Annotated in this window: 17 protein-coding genes; 2 read left to right on the plus strand and 15 right to left on the minus strand. The window is 37.9% G+C overall.

Translation table 11 applies throughout. From position 1 onward, the window contains the following. Nucleotides 1-6: 6 nt before the first annotated feature. From IGL70_RS09640 to IGL70_RS09650, 3 genes are all read right to left on the minus strand, one after another. Nucleotides 7-1,122, minus strand: coding sequence for a sensor histidine kinase (locus IGL70_RS09640; RefSeq protein WP_002299677.1), 1,116 nt, complete (start codon nt 1,120-1,122; stop codon nt 7-9). Then, nucleotides 1,115-1,816 carry a VanR-ABDEGLN family response regulator transcription factor gene (vanR, locus tag IGL70_RS09645; RefSeq protein WP_002325445.1) on the minus strand — a complete coding sequence of 234 codons (702 nt, stop codon included), beginning with the start codon at nt 1,814-1,816 and terminating at the stop codon, nt 1,115-1,117. Before vanR ends, IGL70_RS09640 begins: the two co-directional genes overlap by 8 nt. A 468-nt stretch (nt 1,817-2,284) precedes the next feature. Further along, nucleotides 2,285-3,154 carry a class II fructose-bisphosphate aldolase gene (locus IGL70_RS09650; protein WP_002294057.1) on the minus strand — a complete coding sequence of 290 codons (870 nt, stop codon included), beginning with the start codon at nt 3,152-3,154 and terminating at the stop codon, nt 2,285-2,287. A gap of 102 nt (nt 3,155-3,256) precedes the next feature. Between IGL70_RS09650 and IGL70_RS09655 the strand changes: the two genes are divergently transcribed. After that, nucleotides 3,257-3,469, plus strand: coding sequence for a hypothetical protein (locus tag IGL70_RS09655; RefSeq protein ID WP_002294058.1), 213 nt, complete (start codon nt 3,257-3,259; stop codon nt 3,467-3,469). On the opposite strand, the gene IGL70_RS09660 is transcribed toward IGL70_RS09655, so the two are convergent. The 8 genes from IGL70_RS09660 to IGL70_RS09695 all read right to left on the minus strand — a co-directional run bounded on the left by IGL70_RS09660 (nt 3,446) and on the right by IGL70_RS09695 (nt 11,745). Continuing rightward, the gene (locus IGL70_RS09660) at nt 3,446-5,056 is read right to left on the minus strand and encodes a CTP synthase (protein ID WP_002286999.1); all 1,611 of its coding nucleotides are present in this window, start codon (nt 5,054-5,056) and stop codon (nt 3,446-3,448) included. The two genes, IGL70_RS09655 and IGL70_RS09660, sit on opposite strands and share 24 nt — an antisense overlap. A gap of 221 nt (nt 5,057-5,277) precedes the next feature. Further along, complete coding sequence (locus IGL70_RS09665; RefSeq protein ID WP_002326505.1) at nt 5,278-5,523, minus strand: hypothetical protein; 246 nt, start codon at nt 5,521-5,523, stop codon at nt 5,278-5,280. 725 nt (nt 5,524-6,248) lie between these two features. Further along, nucleotides 6,249-7,589: a type I glutamate--ammonia ligase gene (gene glnA / locus IGL70_RS09670; RefSeq protein WP_002287001.1), complete on the minus strand. Its 1,341-nt coding sequence runs from the start codon at nt 7,587-7,589 to the stop codon at nt 6,249-6,251. A gap of 27 nt (nt 7,590-7,616) precedes the next feature. Beyond that, nucleotides 7,617-8,009 carry a MerR family transcriptional regulator gene (locus tag IGL70_RS09675; RefSeq protein WP_002299672.1) on the minus strand — a complete coding sequence of 131 codons (393 nt, stop codon included), beginning with the start codon at nt 8,007-8,009 and terminating at the stop codon, nt 7,617-7,619. Between the two features lie 228 nt (nt 8,010-8,237). Continuing rightward, nucleotides 8,238-9,467 carry a GTPase HflX gene (gene hflX, locus IGL70_RS09680; RefSeq protein ID WP_002289406.1) on the minus strand — a complete coding sequence of 410 codons (1,230 nt, stop codon included), beginning with the start codon at nt 9,465-9,467 and terminating at the stop codon, nt 8,238-8,240. 1 nt (nt 9,468) lies between these two features. After that, nucleotides 9,469-10,386 carry a tRNA (adenosine(37)-N6)-dimethylallyltransferase MiaA gene (miaA, locus tag IGL70_RS09685; RefSeq protein ID WP_002289405.1) on the minus strand — a complete coding sequence of 306 codons (918 nt, stop codon included), beginning with the start codon at nt 10,384-10,386 and terminating at the stop codon, nt 9,469-9,471. Nucleotides 10,387-10,389: 3 nt separating this feature from the next. After that, nucleotides 10,390-11,127: a glycerophosphodiester phosphodiesterase gene (locus tag IGL70_RS09690; RefSeq protein WP_002289404.1), complete on the minus strand. Its 738-nt coding sequence runs from the start codon at nt 11,125-11,127 to the stop codon at nt 10,390-10,392. A 90-nt stretch (nt 11,128-11,217) separates the two neighbouring features. Next, on the minus strand, nt 11,218-11,745 hold the full coding sequence (locus IGL70_RS09695; RefSeq protein WP_002289403.1) for a hypothetical protein: 528 nt from the start codon (nt 11,743-11,745) through the stop codon (nt 11,218-11,220). A gap of 179 nt (nt 11,746-11,924) precedes the next feature. Between IGL70_RS09695 and clpP the strand changes: the two genes are divergently transcribed. Continuing rightward, on the plus strand, nt 11,925-12,518 hold the full coding sequence (clpP, locus tag IGL70_RS09700) for an ATP-dependent Clp endopeptidase proteolytic subunit ClpP (RefSeq protein ID WP_002289402.1): 594 nt from the start codon (nt 11,925-11,927) through the stop codon (nt 12,516-12,518). A gap of 103 nt (nt 12,519-12,621) precedes the next feature. On the opposite strand, the gene IGL70_RS09705 is transcribed toward clpP, so the two are convergent. From IGL70_RS09705 to efrA, 4 genes are all read right to left on the minus strand, one after another. Continuing rightward, nucleotides 12,622-13,107 (minus strand): gamma carbonic anhydrase family protein, encoded by a 486-nt coding sequence (locus IGL70_RS09705; RefSeq protein WP_002289401.1) that lies wholly within the window; start codon nt 13,105-13,107, stop codon nt 12,622-12,624. Nucleotides 13,108-13,259: 152 nt separating this feature from the next. Next, nucleotides 13,260-13,457, minus strand: coding sequence for a hypothetical protein (locus IGL70_RS09710; RefSeq protein WP_002296291.1), 198 nt, complete (start codon nt 13,455-13,457; stop codon nt 13,260-13,262). Nucleotides 13,458-13,551: 94 nt separating this feature from the next. Continuing rightward, on the minus strand, nt 13,552-15,312 hold the full coding sequence (gene efrB, locus IGL70_RS09715) for a multidrug efflux ABC transporter subunit EfrB (protein ID WP_104874020.1): 1,761 nt from the start codon (nt 15,310-15,312) through the stop codon (nt 13,552-13,554). Then, nucleotides 15,309-17,039: a multidrug efflux ABC transporter subunit EfrA gene (gene efrA / locus IGL70_RS09720; protein ID WP_002299664.1), complete on the minus strand. Its 1,731-nt coding sequence runs from the start codon at nt 17,037-17,039 to the stop codon at nt 15,309-15,311. Before efrA ends, efrB begins: the two co-directional genes overlap by 4 nt. Nucleotides 17,040-17,366 lie beyond the last annotated feature (327 nt).

The following is a 17,366-nucleotide window of genomic DNA, read 5'->3' on the forward strand; positions in this document are numbered from 1 at the left end:
ATTTTCCTACGAAAGCGGCAAATCAATTGTGAAGCTTGTCTCTTCATCTTTACTTTGTGCAGTCAATTGGCCAGCATGAAGTTCAATGATTTGTTTGGCAATTGCTAATCCCAGTCCAGCTCCTCCTCGATTTGTTTGTCGTGCGGTGTCTAATCGGAAAAATTGTTCAAAAATCCTAGATAGTTTTTCAGGTGGAATAGTTGGACCTTGATTAGAGAAAATAATCTTAACCCGTTTCTTGTCTTGATCTGTTTTTGCCGAGAGTTTGATCACTGCTCCTTCATAGCTGTAGTTGATTGCGTTTTGTAAGAGATTATCAAAAACGCGCTGCATTTTATCGACATCAAAACGAATCGAAAGATCAGCTTCTAACTCACTTTCTAGAGTCAGCTGCTTGGAAGACAAAAGAGGCAAAAATTCATAACTTAGCTGTTCTAACATCATCTTCAGATGGACTTTTGTCGGCATCAATTCGATATTTGATAAATTGAACCGAGCAATTTCAAAGAACTCGTTGATCAGTTCTTCTAGTCTTTCTGCCTTATCTAAGGAAATTGATAGATAATGTTTTCTTAGTTCAGAAGAAATTTCCTGTTCATCTCGTAACAGTGTAAGATAGCCTATCACTGAAGTCAAAGGCGTCTTCAAGTCATGAGCTAAATAAACGATTAAGTCGTTTTTTCGTTGCTCCGCTTCTTTGGCTTGATGCTGACTCAAAACTACTTCCTGACGAATTTGATTCAATTCCCATTCAAACTCCTGTAGATCTTCAGAAAGTTTGAGAGGTTCTATTTGATTTTGATAAAGTTTCCTTGAAGCTTCAAGTACTTCATCCAACTGTGCCATACTTCTTGACCATGTTCTAAGTAAAATAACCAATCCTCCAGCTAGTAACGCAATCAAAACGACAAAAATATAATTTCTTTCTAGGTTTTTCGCAAATTGATAGAATCTATCCGACCATTCCCACGTATAGAGCCCGAATAAAAAGCGACTAACAAAAAAAAACATCATAAAAGCACTGATTGTTGCTACAGTAAAAATACTTAATTGTGTAGCTAATCGTTTCAGCAAGCGTTTTTTTAAACGTGAAGAATTTTTGGCATCACCTGTTTTATTCAACTTTATAGCCCACTCCCCAAACAGTTTTTATAAATTTTGGTTTGCGTGTTGGTTCTTTGAGTTTTTCACGCAAGCGTCCGATATGTGCCATGACTGTATTATTGTTGTCGAGAAATTTTTCTCCCCAAACGGCTTCAAACAGCTGTTCTGCTGGAACGACCTCGCCCTTTCGTTCGGCCAAATACCATAGGATAGCAAACTCCAAGGGTGTTAGAGAGATTGTTTCCCCATAAAGTGTACACGTATGTAGCGTTTGGTTAATGATTAGTCCGTGTATATCAATTTCTTTTATCGATTCTTCTGTCGAATAATCAACTTGAATGTTATATTTCTGAAAACGTCTTAACTGTGTTTTGATTCGCGCAACGACTTCTAAAGGATTGAAAGGCTTTGTGATATAATCATCTGCACCTAAAGTCAGACCAGTTATTTTATCTATGTCTTCTATTTTTGCTGTCAGCATAATCACAGGAAAAAAATGATTTTCTCTGATTTTTTGGACGATTTTAAATCCATCAATGTCTGGAAGCATCACATCTAATACAGCTAAATCAAATGATTCTCTTTCTATGCAGTCCAACGCTTCTTGTCCAAGATAAAATTTCTGTACTTCATATCCGTCATTTTTCAGGTAGACTTCGATCAAATCAGCAATTTCCTGTTCATCGTCTACCAATAATATTTTATCTGGCATCGTATTGTTTCACCACCACTAACAAATTTTCTAAATTATATCATATCCATGTCGACTATTATTAAAAACATTGTGCTATTTAATGTACTTGTCTTCGTATTTTCGTTATGTAATTGTCAATATTCTTTCATTATGTATCTATCTACTCATACGAATTCAGTTATCAATATTTATTTTAACTCATAAACTATAAGTAATCTTCATTTTTCCCTCAAAATTTTCTGATGATTTTCCTACAGATGTTTTTTAACAAAGATTCCTTTTATAAAAGGTTTCTATAACCTTGGAATAATAACTCTCTTATTGATAATTATAACTTTGCCTTTCTAAGGCGAATACCATCTACTAAAAAAAAACCAAATAAATATGTTATTTAAAAACATAAAAAGAACGGGACAAAAATGTCCCGTTCTTTTTCTCACAACCGAATAAACAGTATTTGAGGGCTATTGATGCAACTAAAACGAATTACGCTTTGTTAGCTGAACCGAACCAGTCGATATGAGATTTAGCATCTTCAACGATTGCTGCTTTACCTGGAGCTAATAATTTACGAGGGTCGAATCCTTTACCTTCTTTATCTTTACCAGCTTCGATATATTTACGAGTAGCTGCAGCAAATGATAATTGGAATTCAGTGTTAACATTTACTTTTGAGATACCCATTGAGATAGCTTTTTCGATTTGATCTTGAGGAATACCTGATCCGCCATGTAATACTAAAGGCATGTCTGGACCTACAGCATCAGCAATTGCTTGTAAGTGGTCAAAAGCTAATCCTTTCCAGTTTTCTGGATATTGACCATGGATGTTACCGATACCGCAAGCTAAGTAGTCGATACCTGTAGCAACCATTTGTTTGCATTCTTCAATATCAGCTAATTCGCCGTTACCGATGATTCCGTCTTCTTCTCCGCCGATTGAACCAACTTCACATTCAACTGAGATACCTTTTGCATGTGCTTTTTCAACAACGTCTTTAGCTAATTTCAAGTTTTCTTCAAATGGTAGATGTGAACCATCGAACATTACTGAAGTATAGCCTAATTCGATACATTCCAAAGCAGCTTCGTAGTCACCATGGTCTAAGTGGATAGCAACTGGAACAGTGATGTTCATTGCTTCAACTAAATCAGTGATTAAATCTTTACAGATTTTGTAACCACCCATGTATTTAGCTGCACCCATTGATGTTTGGATAAGTACTGGTGCTTGTTTTGCTTCAGCCGCTTCAAGGATTGCTTGAGTCCATTCCAAGTTGTTTGTGTTGAATCCGCCGACAGCGTAACCGCCTTTACGAGCAGCTTTTAAAAATTCAGCTCCTGATACTACTGGCATAATAAAATTCCTCCTAAGTTTTGTAAAACTAAATTTGTTAAGACAATTCTTAACCAACGACCCTATTTTACCAAACATTTCGGTAGTTTTCTACTAAAATCAATGAAAATGAAAATTTTCAAGAAGTTTTTTGCAAAAAATAAAATATCCAATAGCGCTTTAATCGAAAAAAGTCTTTTGCTTTCTATCTTTTTTCCTACAAATAATAACAAATCAGAAAAAGAGAAAAGTGACAAGAAAATTGCTTATCCCCTTCTCTTGCTACTTTTCTCTTTCTATCAAGTTCAAAAATTATTTTGTTTCGTGATCTGCTAATGATGCTCCGACAAATGCTTTGATTAATTTTTGCGGGCGATTTGGACGAGAAATCAATTCTGGGTGGAATTGGCATCCCACAAAGAATTTTTTCTCTGGCAGCTCTACGATTTCTACTAAACGGTTATCTGGTGAGACACCTGAAAAGACTAGCCCTTGTTCTTCAAACAATTGACGATATTTGTTGTTGAACTCATAGCGGTGACGGTGACGTTCTTGCACAACATCGGCTCCATCATATGCTTCAGCCGTCTTCGTTCCTTTTTTGATTTTACATGGGTATAATCCAAGGCGTAAAGTTCCACCCAAATTCTCGATGTTTTCCTGATCAGCCATTAAATCAATAATATTGTTTGCTGTATCTGGATTCGTTTCAGCTGATGACGCATCTTCTAATCCAACGACGTTACGTGCAAATTCGACACAAGCCATCTGCATACCAAGACAAATACCTAAAAACGGAACGTCATTTTCGCGAGCATAACGAATCGCTTCGATTTTCCCTTCTACTCCGCGATCACCAAATCCACCAGGAACCAAGATTCCATCTGCGTCTTTCAAACGTTCTTCTACATTTTCTCTCGTTAATTCTTGTGCTTTGATCCAATCGATCTCGATGTCTGAATTATAGGCGAAACCAGAATGTTTCAATGCTTCAACTACTGAGATATATGCATCTGGTAACTCGACATATTTACCGACAAGCGCAATCCGTACTTTTTTCTTCAAGTTCAAGACACGTTCTTCTAATTCTTTCCATTCTGTCATGTCTGCTTCTGGTGTATCTAGTTTTAAATGGTCGCAAACAATTTGATCCATTCCTTGTGCTTGTAAAACTAATGGGATGGAGTAAAGTGTATCTACATCTGGCGACTCGATAACTGCTTCTGGTTCGACATCACAAAATTGTGCCAATTTATTTTTCACGCTTTGAGAAACAGGTTGCTCTGTACGTACCACCAAAATATTCGGTTGGATACCTAAACCACGTAGCTCTTTTACACTGTGCTGCGTTGGTTTAGTTTTCATTTCTCCAGCAGCTTTCAAGTAAGGAATCAATGTTGTATGGATATACATAACATTATCTGTACCGACATCTGCTTTCATTTGACGAAGTGCTTCAAGGAATGGCAAAGATTCTATATCCCCTACTGTTCCCCCTACTTCTGTAATGATCACATCTGAATCAGTCATTTTAGCTGCTCGCATGATTTTTTCTTTGATCTCATTTGTAATATGAGGAATAACTTGAACAGTTGCTCCCAAGTATTCGCCCTTACGTTCTTTACGCAAAACTTCAGAATAGATTTTTCCTGTCGTCACGTTGGAGTATTTGTTCAAATTGATGTCAATAAAACGTTCGTAGTGGCCCAGATCCAAATCTGTTTCAGCACCATCATCTGTTACGAATACTTCTCCGTGCTGATATGGGCTCATCGTCCCCGGATCCACGTTGATGTATGGATCAAATTTTTGGATAGTTACTTTTAAGCCGCGGTTTTTCAATAAGCGTCCTAAAGAAGCTGCAACAATCCCTTTTCCGATTGATGAAACGACACCGCCGGTCACAAAAATATATTTTGTCATAAGTTCAAAAACTCCTTTTTAATTTATGTGCAGGAAAAGTCTCAGAAAATAAACAAAGCTCCCTATTCTTCAATAAGAATAGGGAGCCGAAATTTCTGTAAACTTCTGACCCTCTAAAAGGGTGCCCAAGGTGTATAATACAAGCTGACTAAGGGAAAGTCAAGTACTCAAATGAATACTATCCGCTTACAATTTTTTCTTTTTCGATATCCTTTGAGAAATTATTTCTTAAGTCCTTTATGAGTGCAAAAAAAATTTAACCCACATAATAAGCTTGATATAAACATAGCTAACGTTAAACCTAAGCAAATCAGAAAATCGTTACTGAAAAATTTTAAGTGAAATAATAGATAAAAAAATAAAACAAACATTATGATAGATAATATCCCACCTAACAAAGAACTACTTTTTCCTACTTGCAGCAACAGTTTATATAGCTTATCGTAGAAACAATCTTTTTCTTTCACCCTTATTTACCTCCTTTACGTAAAAAACGTAGTCCACAGTTCTCGGATTTTTGGCATATCTTTTCTATTAAATAATATCAAAAACAAAACAGTTCCACTAATTTTTTCAAAGATGACCTTTTTTTCAACAAAAGTGCCTTGTAGGGATTCATTGAAGGTAACGAATCACATAAGTAAAAAATAAGGAGATGCGACAAAAGTCGTGCCTCCTTATTTCTAAATAAACGGTGTTCTCCTGCCAACTCCTCGGTCACAAGTCACAATATCCATCAAACATGAGAAGCTGTTTTTGAAATTGCTCCTTGTGACTCAGAGTTAAACGGCAGGCTTACGACCTCTGGATAAACGGTATTCAAAAGCCAGTTTCTCGGTATTAAGCCAAATTTATGCAAAAATGTAGAAAGCCATTTTCACAAAATTTTTCTTAATACTCGAAACTAAACGTCTTTTTCAAAACCTCTTGGTAAACGGTGTTCAAAAGCTTGCATCTGCGGTAATAAGTTCAGCCAATTCAAAAACAAGAAAAGCTGTTTTTGCTTGGCTATTCTTATTACTTGTTGCAGGGCAGCTTTTTCACAACCTCTCCACTAAACGGTGTTCAATCAGCTGACCCTCGGTATTAGCTCAAAAAACGGCAAAATATGAGGAACTATTTTGCCGTTTGTTTCTCTAATACTCAGGTCAAAACGCTGATTTCACAGCCTCTAATTCACGTTATTCCTGTTTTAATAAAGTTCTAGATATTGTTCTCTTTCCCACTCGGAAACAGTTTGTCTGAATGCCGCCCATTCGAGACGTTTTGCTTCAACAAAATTTGAGAAGATATGTTGTCCTAATGCGTCAATCATTACATTATCCTTACGCAATTCTTTGATAGCATTATGGATAGTTGAAGGTAAGTCCTGGATATGTGCAGCTTCTCTTTCTTCCTCATCCATTACATAAATGTTACGGTCAACAGCTGCTGGCGGTGTGATCTGATTACGGATACCGTCTAGTCCTGCTTGCAACAATACTGCCATTGCCAAGTATGGGTTTGCAGATGGATCAACTGACCGCAATTCCAAACGTGTGGATAAACCGCGAGATTCTGGTACACGTACTAATGGCGAACGATTACGACCGCTCCATGCGACATAAACAGGCGCTTCATAACCTGGAACGAGACGTTTATAAGAATTGACTGTTGGATTGCAAACGGCTGTGTAGGCACGAGCATGTTTCAGCAAACCACCTAAGAAATGATAAGCTGTTTCACTTAGTTCCAATTCACCGTCTTTATCATAGAAAACATTTCCTTCATCATTGAACAAAGACATATTGCAATGCATACCAGAACCATTGATCCCAAATAACGGTTTCGGCATGAAAGTCGCGTGAAGTCCATGCTTGCGTGCAATCGTTTTGACAACGAGCTTGAAGGTTTGGATATTATCACAAGCATCTACCACATCTGCATATTTAAAGTCAATTTCATGCTGTCCTGGCGCTACTTCATGATGTGAAGCTTCCACTTCAAAGCCTAGACTTTCTAATTCCAACACGATGTCACGGCGGCAATTTTCACCTAAATCTGTTGGTGCAAAATCAAAATAACCACCTTTATCATTCAAGGTCGTTGTGATCCCACCGTCTTCGTCTAATTTAAATAAGAAGAATTCTGGTTCAGGTCCTAAATTGAAAGAGGTAAAACCAAGGTCGCGCATATCTTTCAATGCTCGTTTCAAATTCCCGCGAGGATCGCCGGCAAATGGTGTCCCATCCGGATTATAGATATCACAAATTAAACGAGCAACTTTTCCATGAGCACTTTCCCACGGGAAGATCATCCAAGTGGAGAGATCTGGATACAAATACATATCGCTTTCTTCAATTCGAACAAATCCTTCAATCGAAGAACCGTCAAACATCATTTTATTTTCTAATACTTTGTCGATCTGGCTCACTGGAACTTCTACATTTTTGATCGTACCTAAGATGTCTGTGAACATCAATCGTAAAAATCGTACGTTTTCTTCCTCAATGATTCGTTTGATTTCTTCACCTGTTATCTGTTTCTTTACCATGGTATCCCTCTTCCTTTTTTAATTTATTCAGTCAAAGAATTGTCTTTGCAATCCTTGCGACTGATAATGACCTGTTTTGCTTAACCCACCTTGCGCCAAAATCTCATCACGAAAAATTTGTCGAACGTCATGATCTGTCAACGGCTTCTTGTTTTTTGCTTCTTGTTTTTTCGCCTGTGCCATTTCGTATACACGTTTGATCCCAGCCATATTCAATCCATCTGAAAGATAGTCTTTAATCTCAAGCAGCATATCAATATCATTCAGCGAATACATACGTCGGTTTCCTTCGCTTCGTTCCGGATGAACTAAATCTTGTTCTTCATAATAGCGAATTTGCCGAGCAGACAAATCAGTCAGCTTCATAACTGTACCAATTGGAAATACGGACATAGATCGGCGCAATTCCTTTTCTCCCATCAGACGTCCCCTTTCGTTTTATAAGTTGGCTAAAGTGTACCAATTAAAAAAAATATTGTCAACTGCATATGTTAGGTTTTCTAACATGAGATCTCTATTTTTTATAAAATAACAAAAAAATAAGAAAACAAAAAAGGTATCTAGTTGATTTTCGTACCAGATACCTTTTATTTTTTATTATACTGTACTATCCTTTATTAGTGTTTTTATTGTTAAAAAAACAAAATTTTATTGGTTTTTTCTTAACCATTTTGAATTGGTTTTTGCAAACCCTTTAACTTCATATTCGTTTGTTTCTTCCATGTACGCTTCGTCCAAAACCATTGTTTGTCTTCTCAACTCGCTTAATTTCTGTCCTTCGTTGCTTGGCACAGAAAGTGTATAAGGGGTCATTAGTTCCATCAGCTGACGTTTGATTGCTTCGATCAACGCCATCTTACCTTCTTTCGTCTGAGTAGAAATCAATACATTTGGGAATAGCGTAGGCGTGAACATCGCTGGGTCGATCTGGTCTGCCTTATTGTAAACAGTCAGTATCGGCATTTCTTTCATATTCAGTTCATCCATCAATTTTAGGACAGTCTGTTCCTGTAAAATACGATCTGGAGAACTAGCATCGACTACATGTAGCAAAAGATCCATATTTTGACTTTCTTCTAATGTAGAATGGAAAGCATCGATCAGTTGCGTAGGCAGGTCTTGGATGAACCCGACGGTATCCGTTACAGTAATCTCAAATCCTTCAGCAAAACGCCATCTCTTAGTCAATGGATCTAACGTTGCAAACAATTGATCTTTCGAATAAGTATCCGCTTGTGTCAATAGATTCAAGATAGTTGACTTCCCGGCATTCGTGTAGCCAATAAGTCCAATCTGAAAAATCTCGCTATTTTTTCTTTTTTGGCGATTGCGCTCTCGATGAGCTTCTACTTCTTTCAATTCTTTCTTAACAGCAAAAATTTTATTCCGTATATGTCGGCGGTCTGTTTCTAACTTTGTTTCACCTGGCCCTCTTGTTCCGATCCCACCGCCAAGACGAGATAATGTTTTCCCTTGCCCTACTAAACGAGGCAGCAGGTATTCTAACTGAGCAAGTTCAACCTGCAGCTTCCCTTCTTTCGAACGAGCACGCATCGCAAAAATATCTAAGATCAGCTGCACGCGATCAATTACCGGAAGACCAACAGCATCGGTAATCAGTTGGCTCTGTCTCGGAGTTAGCTCATGATTAAAGATGATCAAATCTGCTTCATGCGCATCCGCTTGTTGAACTAATTCTTGTAATTTCCCTTTACCGATAATCGTTTGCCGATCCACTTGTGGTCTCTTTTGTGTAATTGTGAATACGACTTCTCCTGATGCGGTATTCGTCAGCTGAACTAGCTCTTCCATTGACTCTGAAAAGTAACGCTGGTTTGCTTCGGTTTCTACCCCTACGATGATCACTTTTTCTTCCATTTTATTCCGCCTCCAGCCATTTTTTGATTGTTTGCTCAATCTGACTTTTTTGATTTGGCTCACTTATAAGATCAAACCACTGTGCATCCAAACGGTTACGAAACCACGTCAACTGACGTTTCGCGTATCTTCTCGAATGTAGTTTGACTTGTTCTGTTGCTTCTTCCAATGTTTCTTTCCCTTCAAAATAAGGGAAAAATTCTTTATATCCAATACCTTGACTGGCCTGGACTTCTCCAAGCTCATACACCTTACGCGCTTCTGCTACTAAACCTTCTGCTAGCATCAAATCGACTCTTTGATTGATTCGTTCATAAAGAATACTACGCTTCGTATCTAATCCAATCATGAGGTAATCATACAATTGCTTTGGCTCTTCTTTAGGTGCCGTGATACTATGTCCTGTCGTCTCTAAAACTTCCAGAGCTCTTATCACTTTGCGTTGATTGTTCCAGTGGATTTTCTCAGCAGCTGCCGGGTCTTTTTCTTTCAACTGATTCCATAATGCTTGGGAACCAATTGTTTCAGCTAACGTTTCATACTTTTTTCTAATCTCAGGATTCGCTTCTTCTGTCGCTCCTAACTGATAATCATATAGAAGGGATTGGATATAGAGACCCGTACCACCAGCTATGATAGGTAGGTGCCCTCGGTTCGCAATCTCGGTAATCAATTGTCGACCTGAATGCTGAAAATCAGCGGCTGAGTAACGTTGAGTAGGTTCGATCACATCAATCAAATGATGCGGAACATTATTCATCTCTTCTTCTTTGATTTTTGCTGTACCGATATCCAGATTTTTATAGATTTGCAATGAATCACCACTGATGATCTCTCCTCCAAATAGTTGTGCGAGTTCCACACTTAGCGCTGTTTTACCGACTGCTGTCGGACCGACGATCACTAATACTTTTTCCATATTTTACCTACTTTTCGTTGATTGTTTCCACCGAAGAGCTTTCTCCGGAAAATCAGTTATTATTCCATCTATTTTGAGTTCTTGACATTTGGCCATTTCTTCTTCATCGTTAATCGTCCATGCACGAATTGCTTTTGGAAAATCAGCTGCCTGGACTGGATGTTCGAACAACCAAGTATTTTTTGGATGTACTCCTTCTATATAAGGGGTTTCTGCTGCTAGTTGGATCTTTTTATCAGAAGTACTCATCAATAAGTCCAGCTGTATCTCCGGTTCCAGTAATGCGATTTTTTCCAAAGAATCCAAATGAAAGCTGCAATATGCATGTTGAAAAGGCCAATCTCTACTTTTTAATGTTTCGGCTAATTTTTCTTCGATACCGGGATATTCATACTGATCAGTTTTAATTTCAATCATTAGCATCCCTCGGTAATTTTTTTGGAGGAGCAGTCCTAACACTTCTCTCAATTCAGGAACTTTAGCTGCTGGAAATTCTTTGCTGAATTTGCCCCCTGCATTCAATTTTTTGAGTTCTTCCAATGTTTTTTCTCGAATCAGCCCTTTACCGTTAGTCGTCCGGTCCACTTCTTCGTCGTGCATAACGATCAAATAACCATCTTTGCTTAGATGGACATCTAGTTCGATACCATCTGCACCTACTCGTACAGCTTCTGCAAATGCAGGAAGCGTATTTTCTGGGTGGGTGCCGCTGCTTCCGCGATGGGCATAGATTTGTAACATCTTTCTTCACTCCGTTCAGTTCTATTGTATCATTAAGAAAAAAAGAAAGCATTACCACGCTCTCATGTGCAACGGCAATGCTTCAAAATATCAGCTCCAAACATCATCTTTCGAGAAGAAACCAATCGGCTGGCGCGTCATAGTCTTCAACTGAGCTTTTTTTTCATTGATCATTTCAGTCAGACTATCCGTAAAATTCTCTAAAATCACGCGTCCGCCTTTATAAGCATATCCACCAATCTTCATTGTTTCATCTGGAGATAAAATCACTTTTCGATGGGAGATATTCTTAAATAGCTCGTCTAAAATATAATTTGGCAGATAAAAACTATTTTGCGCTGAAAATGATTGGAGATACGCAAAATCGTCAATCGTGATATAACAATCATCAAATGCATCAAAGCTGACATATTCTTCCATCAGCGTTGTCCGTTTTTGCAAGATCTCGTTGATCTTTTTATTTAATTGATTCAGCGTCTCGATTTCTTTGACTTTCAATTCCAATTCACGTCTACGCTGTTCTTTATTTTCCAAGTGACGCATTTGCAGTATCATGCCGATATAGACAACTACAGCACCTGTCAGCACTCCGATAAGGCCAGTAATACCAACTATCAATCTGTTGTTCCTCCTTGTTTTGTTTCTCTGCTTATCATACCATAAAGCGGGTTTATGCGACTAATTTGCCTAAGTTTTTTATTTGACCTTTTTTGACCAAAAATGTATACTACATTTTAGGTATTAGAAACTAAATTATGGTACACTATTTCTAAACGAAATCAAGGAGGAACTCTATTATGAATTTAATTCCTACAGTCATTGAACAATCTTCACGAGGTGAAAGAGCTTACGATATCTACTCACGTTTATTGAAAGACCGTATCATCATGTTAAGCGGCCAAGTAACAGATGATCTTGCTAATTCGATCATCGCCCAATTGCTTTTCTTAGACGCTCAAGATTCTGAAAAAGATATCTATCTTTATATCAATTCTCCTGGTGGTTCAGTTACAGCAGGTATGGCTATTTACGACACAATGAACTTTGTCAAAGCAGATGTCCAAACAATTGTTATGGGTATGGCTGCTTCAATGGGAAGCTTCTTGCTGACAGCTGGTACAAAAGGTAAACGATTTGCTTTACCAAATGCTGAGATCATGATCCATCAACCTCTTGGCGGCGCTCAAGGGCAAGCAACTGAAATCGAAATTGCGGCACGCCATATTTTGCAAACACGCGAACGCTTAAACAAAATTTTAGCTGAACGCACTGGACAACCGCTTGAAGTGATTGAAAAAGATACAGATCGTGACAACTATATGACAGCTGAACAAGCAAAAGCATATGGATTGATCGATGAAGTCATGGAAAACAGTTCTTCATTAAATTAATCTGTTTCAAAGGAAGCTTTTTTAAGCTCTCTTATCTAAACCAAATAAAAAAGGATGGTCAACTCAAACTGACCATCCTTTTTTATTTTATGGATGCTACTGCCTATCTTTGCTCCTTGAATTTTCCTTGCGCATGCATCCGACCTATCTCGACATAATGCTGGATGTTTTCTTTGTTTTTTTGTATTTCTTCTTTTGTCAAAGGACGGATCACTTTAGCTGGGCGACCAAAAGCCAAGACATTAGGAGGAATAACTTTTCCTTCTGTTACTAATGATCCAGCACCAATCAAACTATTCTCACCAATAACCGCATGATTCAATATCGTGGTCCCCATCCCGATCAGCGCCCCTTTTTCGATTGTACAGCCATGTAGCATGCACTGATGTCCTACCGTCACATTCTCCGCAATATCTACAGGTGCATCATGATCGACATGGATGATTGTACCATCTTGGATATTCGTTCTTTGTCCTATTTTTATCCAATTACTGTCCCCGCGTAAAACAGCTTGATACCAGATCGTCACATCTTCTGACAATGTCACATCACCAATCACTGTGGCATTTGATGCTATAAACCGTTCCATATTTATTTTTCTCCTTTCATTTTTTGTAGAAACTAATCCTATTGAATAAAGGTATCATAGCATATATTTATTTCATAAGAAAAAAAACAGGTAAAACCTGCTCAGGCCAGATGTCTATTTACAGTATCTGGTAACTGACGTTTTACCTGTTTTTATTGTACATCTATATTTTCTTCTATTACTTTTTTTAAAATTAATTCGTACACTTCTATTTGTGCTGCCAAGCGTTCGATTTGAAACTCATTTTCAAAAAAATCAGCTGAATCAAAAGGCTTCGTCTGACAGACGTGCGTTAAACGATCAACTTCTCTTTTGGCTTCAGTAATTTTTTCATTTAAAAACTGTTCCATCTCCGTGTCCTCACTTTTCTTGATAACTTTACTTTACCATTATCAAGAATAGAGAACAAAAAATAAGTTTTAAACTGTTTTATTCTTATATGACTTATTCTGCTTCCTCAGCAAATTGGCTGTTATACAGTTTTTCATAAAATCCACCTTGTGCCAATAAACTCTCATGCGTTCCTTTTTCAATGATCTGACCTTGATCCATCACTAGAATCAGATCTGCATCACGGATTGTCGATAAACGGTGAGCGATGACGAAACTTGTCCGTCCCTCCATCACGCGATCCATTGCTTTTTGAATCAACGCTTCTAAACGGGTGTCTACTGAACTTGTTGCTTCATCTAAAATCAAGATTTTAGGATCGGAGACCACTGCTCGGGCAATCGTCAGCAACTGTTTTTGTCCTAAAGACACATTGTCTCCCTCAGAATTGATGGCCATATCATATCCATCTGGCATCGTTCGGATAAAATGATCTACGTTTGCTGTTTTCGCAGCATCAACTACTTCATAATCTGTCGCATCAAGCTTTCCGAAGCGGATATTATCTGCAATCGTTCCTTGATAAAGCCATGCATCTTGCAAGACCATACCAAATAGCGAACGCACATCACTGCGACTCATTGATTTGGTGTCGATTCCATCAATCCTTATTGCTCCTTTGTCTACGTCATAAAAACGCATCAATAGATTGATCAATGTCGTCTTGCCGGCACCGGTCGGACCGACCACAGCTACGGTTTGACCAGCTTTCACTTCAAAATTCAAATCTTGGATTAATGGTTTCTTCGGATCATATGCAAAATCGACATGATCGAATGTCACATCTCCTAAAATCGTTTCTGGCAGTGAAGCATCTACTTTGTTTTCTTTTTCTTCTGGCTCATCTAAAATCTCGAATACACGTTTCGTTGCCGCTGATGCACTTTGCAAAACTGAAGACAATTGTGTCACGTTCCCCATTGGCTGACTGATTTGCCAAATATATTGGATGAATGCTTGTAGTTGACCGACAACGATCGCCCCAGTAATAACATAAAAGCTTCCTAGAACAGCCATACCAATATAAGTAGCATAGGCAGTTAATTGAACTAGAGGCATCATCAAGCCAGAAATGAATGCTGCACGAAACCCAAAGTATTTCAAGCTGTGATTAACTTTTTTGAATCCTTCCAATGTTTCTTTTTCGCGTCCATATACTTTCAATACACTAAAACCTGTCATATTTTCTTGGACGTAGCCGTTTAGCTCACCAAGAGAATTCTGCATGCTTTGAAAATATTTCTGCGAAGCATTGATCACTCGTTTTGAGATCCAGATCGATGTTGGAATCATGATCATAGAGATCAGCGCCATCATCGGCTGGATATAAAACATCATTGCTGCAGCCAACGTAATTCCCAATATCGCATTTACGATACCAATAAAAGCTTGTTGTAAAGCACCGCTGACTGCATCTACATCATTCGTCACACGAGACAAAATATTTCCTTGCTGGTTTTTATCGAAATATGAAACCGGAAGACGATTGATTTTTTCTTCTATGTCTCTTCTCAAATCATGCATGGCACTTTGAACGACATTTGTCATCAAAACACCAGAAAGTAATTGCGAAATACAATACCCTATTCCAACAACTGTGATCCAAATGAGACATTTGAATATATAAGAAAAATTGATTGATTCGCCATTGGCAATATTATGGCTGATTTCTGTAGTAGGAAGTCCTGTAACATATGGCAAAGCCACGTTGAAAGCCACTGTCAGAACTGTAAATAGGATCACTAAAAGAAAAGTCCCACGATACGGTCTGATATATCGAGCTAAACGTTTTAAGGAAGAAAAGGTTTTTTTCATGCTAATTCCTCCTTTGATAATTGAGAAGCGGCAATATCATAATAAATCGGGCATTTTTCCAACAACTCCCGATGCGTCCCCATACCGACGACTTCTCCTTCATTTAATACGATGATCTTATCTGCATGCATGATCGTTCCCACACGTTGTGCTACGATCAATACAGTAGATTCTGTCGTTTCTTTTTTCAGGCGAGCACGTAACTTCGCATCCGTTTGATAATCTAATGCAGAAAAGCTGTCATCAAAAATATAGATTTCCGGACGGCGTATGATGGCTCTGGCTATTGCCAATCGTTGTTTTTGCCCACCTGAAAAATTGGAACCACCTTCTGATAAATGTTCATTAAATCCATCTGGTTTTCGAGAAATGAATTCTGAAGCTTGAGCAATCTCAGCTGCACGTTCCATTTCTTCTTGCGTAGCATCTTCTTTCCCGTATCGCAAATTATCTGCAATCGTTCCAGTAAATAGCAACGCTTTTTGCGGAATAAACCCAATCTTATCTCGCAACTTGCTTAGCCGATAATCTCTCACGTCTACTCCATCGATCAAGATCTTTCCTTCACTCACATCATAAAAGCGAGGAATCAATTGGATCAACGTAGATTTTCCGCTACCGGTACTTCCAATAAAAGCAACGGTTTCTCCTGGAGAGGCTGTAAAACTGACATTTCGAATCACTGGTTCTTGCGAATGGCCTGGATAAGCAAATGTTACATTTTGAAATTCGATATACCCTTTAGTTTTTGTATCAGATATACCCTTTGGATCTTCTACAATCGAAGGTTTGGCATCTAGGGCTTCTTGGATACGTCCAGCTGAAACAGCTGCTCTTGGATACATCATGAACACACTGGCAAATAACATGAATGAGAACAAGGCATGGAATATATACTCGATAAACGCAATCAAATCTCCTACACGAAGCTCGCCTGCATCGATTTGCACTGCCCCGCTCCAGATGATCAATACCATTACGATATTAAATAAGAAATAAAAACCCGGTTGTGCAACAGCCATCAAACGGAATAAGCTTTTTGAACTAGAAGCATAATTCTCATTGACTACAGCAAAACGTTTTTCTTCAAACTTTTCATTGACGAATGCACGAATCACACGCAATCCTGAAAGATTTTCCCGCAAGATACTGTTGATTTTATCTAAGTTTTTTTGTTGCTTTTTAGATAACGGTTCAGACACCTTAGCAATCGCTACGACTGCCAATAATAGTAAAGGTAATGCACCTACTACATACAAACTGAGTGTCACACTTGTACGCATGACCATGTACAAACTGACAATGAACATCATTGGTGCCATAAAACCGATACGTAAAATATTTTGCAGGAACAACATGATCTGATAAGCATCGTTTGTTGTACGAGTGATCAATGAAGATACGCCTAGATTTTCGTATTCCTGATGCGAATAACTTTGGATCTTTTCGAACAAATCATCTCGAATATCTGCTACGATATTAGTCGTAATCCTCGAACCAAAATAACCTAACAAGATATTCAAAATAATACCGATTACAGTAATAACGATCATAAATATCCCTTGTTGCTTCACATAATCAAAATCATCATTGCGGATTCCTACATCGATCATACGTGCTAAAATCGTAGGAAGTCCTAATTCAATCAAAATAAAACCAAATACGCATATGAAATTGAAAAACAAGAATTTCTTATAACGCATGGTATAATGCCACATTAGTTTCACTTTCTCATCTCCTTTTAATCTTTTGTTACATTTTCATTACTAAAAATGATAGCACAACGAGCCTATTAATAGAACACTTCTCTCATAAAAAAGTCATTATGATTATAGCGGGATGATAAACATTGATTTTTTCTTTCAATCTAGTTGATTTCTATACTTATTTGCTGTTTTATGCTAGAATAACAATTAATTGTTGTATATTTTTTATACAGAAGGTACGGTTGAAAAAATATCCGAACAGATAAGCAAAAACGAGGCTTGTCTCTTTGACTCGAATCCAGTATTCTAGTCAAAGCATATGAAAAACCAGGTGGCTTGTCCCCTCGT

The organism is Enterococcus sp. DIV0901a (genome assembly GCF_051711525.1).
GTDB classification, from domain to species: Bacteria; Bacillota; Bacilli; order Lactobacillales; family Enterococcaceae; genus Enterococcus_B; species Enterococcus_B faecium.

Coding starts and splice junctions, on each gene's coding strand:
- vanR (WP_002325445.1), bottom strand. CDS start 1,816: ATGCCAGATAAAATATTATTGGTAGACGATGAACAGGAAATTGCTGAT.
- IGL70_RS09650 (WP_002294057.1), bottom strand. CDS start 3,154: ATGCCAGTAGTATCAGGAGCTGAATTTTTAAAAGCTGCTCGTAAAGGC.
- IGL70_RS09655 (WP_002294058.1), top strand. CDS start 3,257: ATGAAAATGAAAATTTTCAAGAAGTTTTTTGCAAAAAATAAAATATCC.
- IGL70_RS09660 (WP_002286999.1), bottom strand. CDS start 5,056: ATGACAAAATATATTTTTGTGACCGGCGGTGTCGTTTCATCAATCGGA.
- glnA (WP_002287001.1), bottom strand. CDS start 7,589: ATGGTAAAGAAACAGATAACAGGTGAAGAAATCAAACGAATCATTGAG.
- IGL70_RS09675 (WP_002299672.1), bottom strand. CDS start 8,009: ATGGGAGAAAAGGAATTGCGCCGATCTATGTCCGTATTTCCAATTGGT.
- hflX (WP_002289406.1), bottom strand. CDS start 9,467: ATGGAAGAAAAAGTGATCATCGTAGGGGTAGAAACCGAAGCAAACCAG.
- miaA (WP_002289405.1), bottom strand. CDS start 10,386: ATGGAAAAAGTATTAGTGATCGTCGGTCCGACAGCAGTCGGTAAAACA.
- IGL70_RS09690 (WP_002289404.1), bottom strand. CDS start 11,127: ATGTTACAAATCTATGCCCATCGCGGAAGCAGCGGCACCCACCCAGAA.
- clpP (WP_002289402.1), top strand. CDS start 11,925: ATGAATTTAATTCCTACAGTCATTGAACAATCTTCACGAGGTGAAAGA.
- IGL70_RS09705 (WP_002289401.1), bottom strand. CDS start 13,107: ATGGAACGGTTTATAGCATCAAATGCCACAGTGATTGGTGATGTGACA.
- IGL70_RS09710 (WP_002296291.1), bottom strand. CDS start 13,457: ATGGAACAGTTTTTAAATGAAAAAATTACTGAAGCCAAAAGAGAAGTT.
- efrB (WP_104874020.1), bottom strand. CDS start 15,312: ATGAAAAAAACCTTTTCTTCCTTAAAACGTTTAGCTCGATATATCAGA.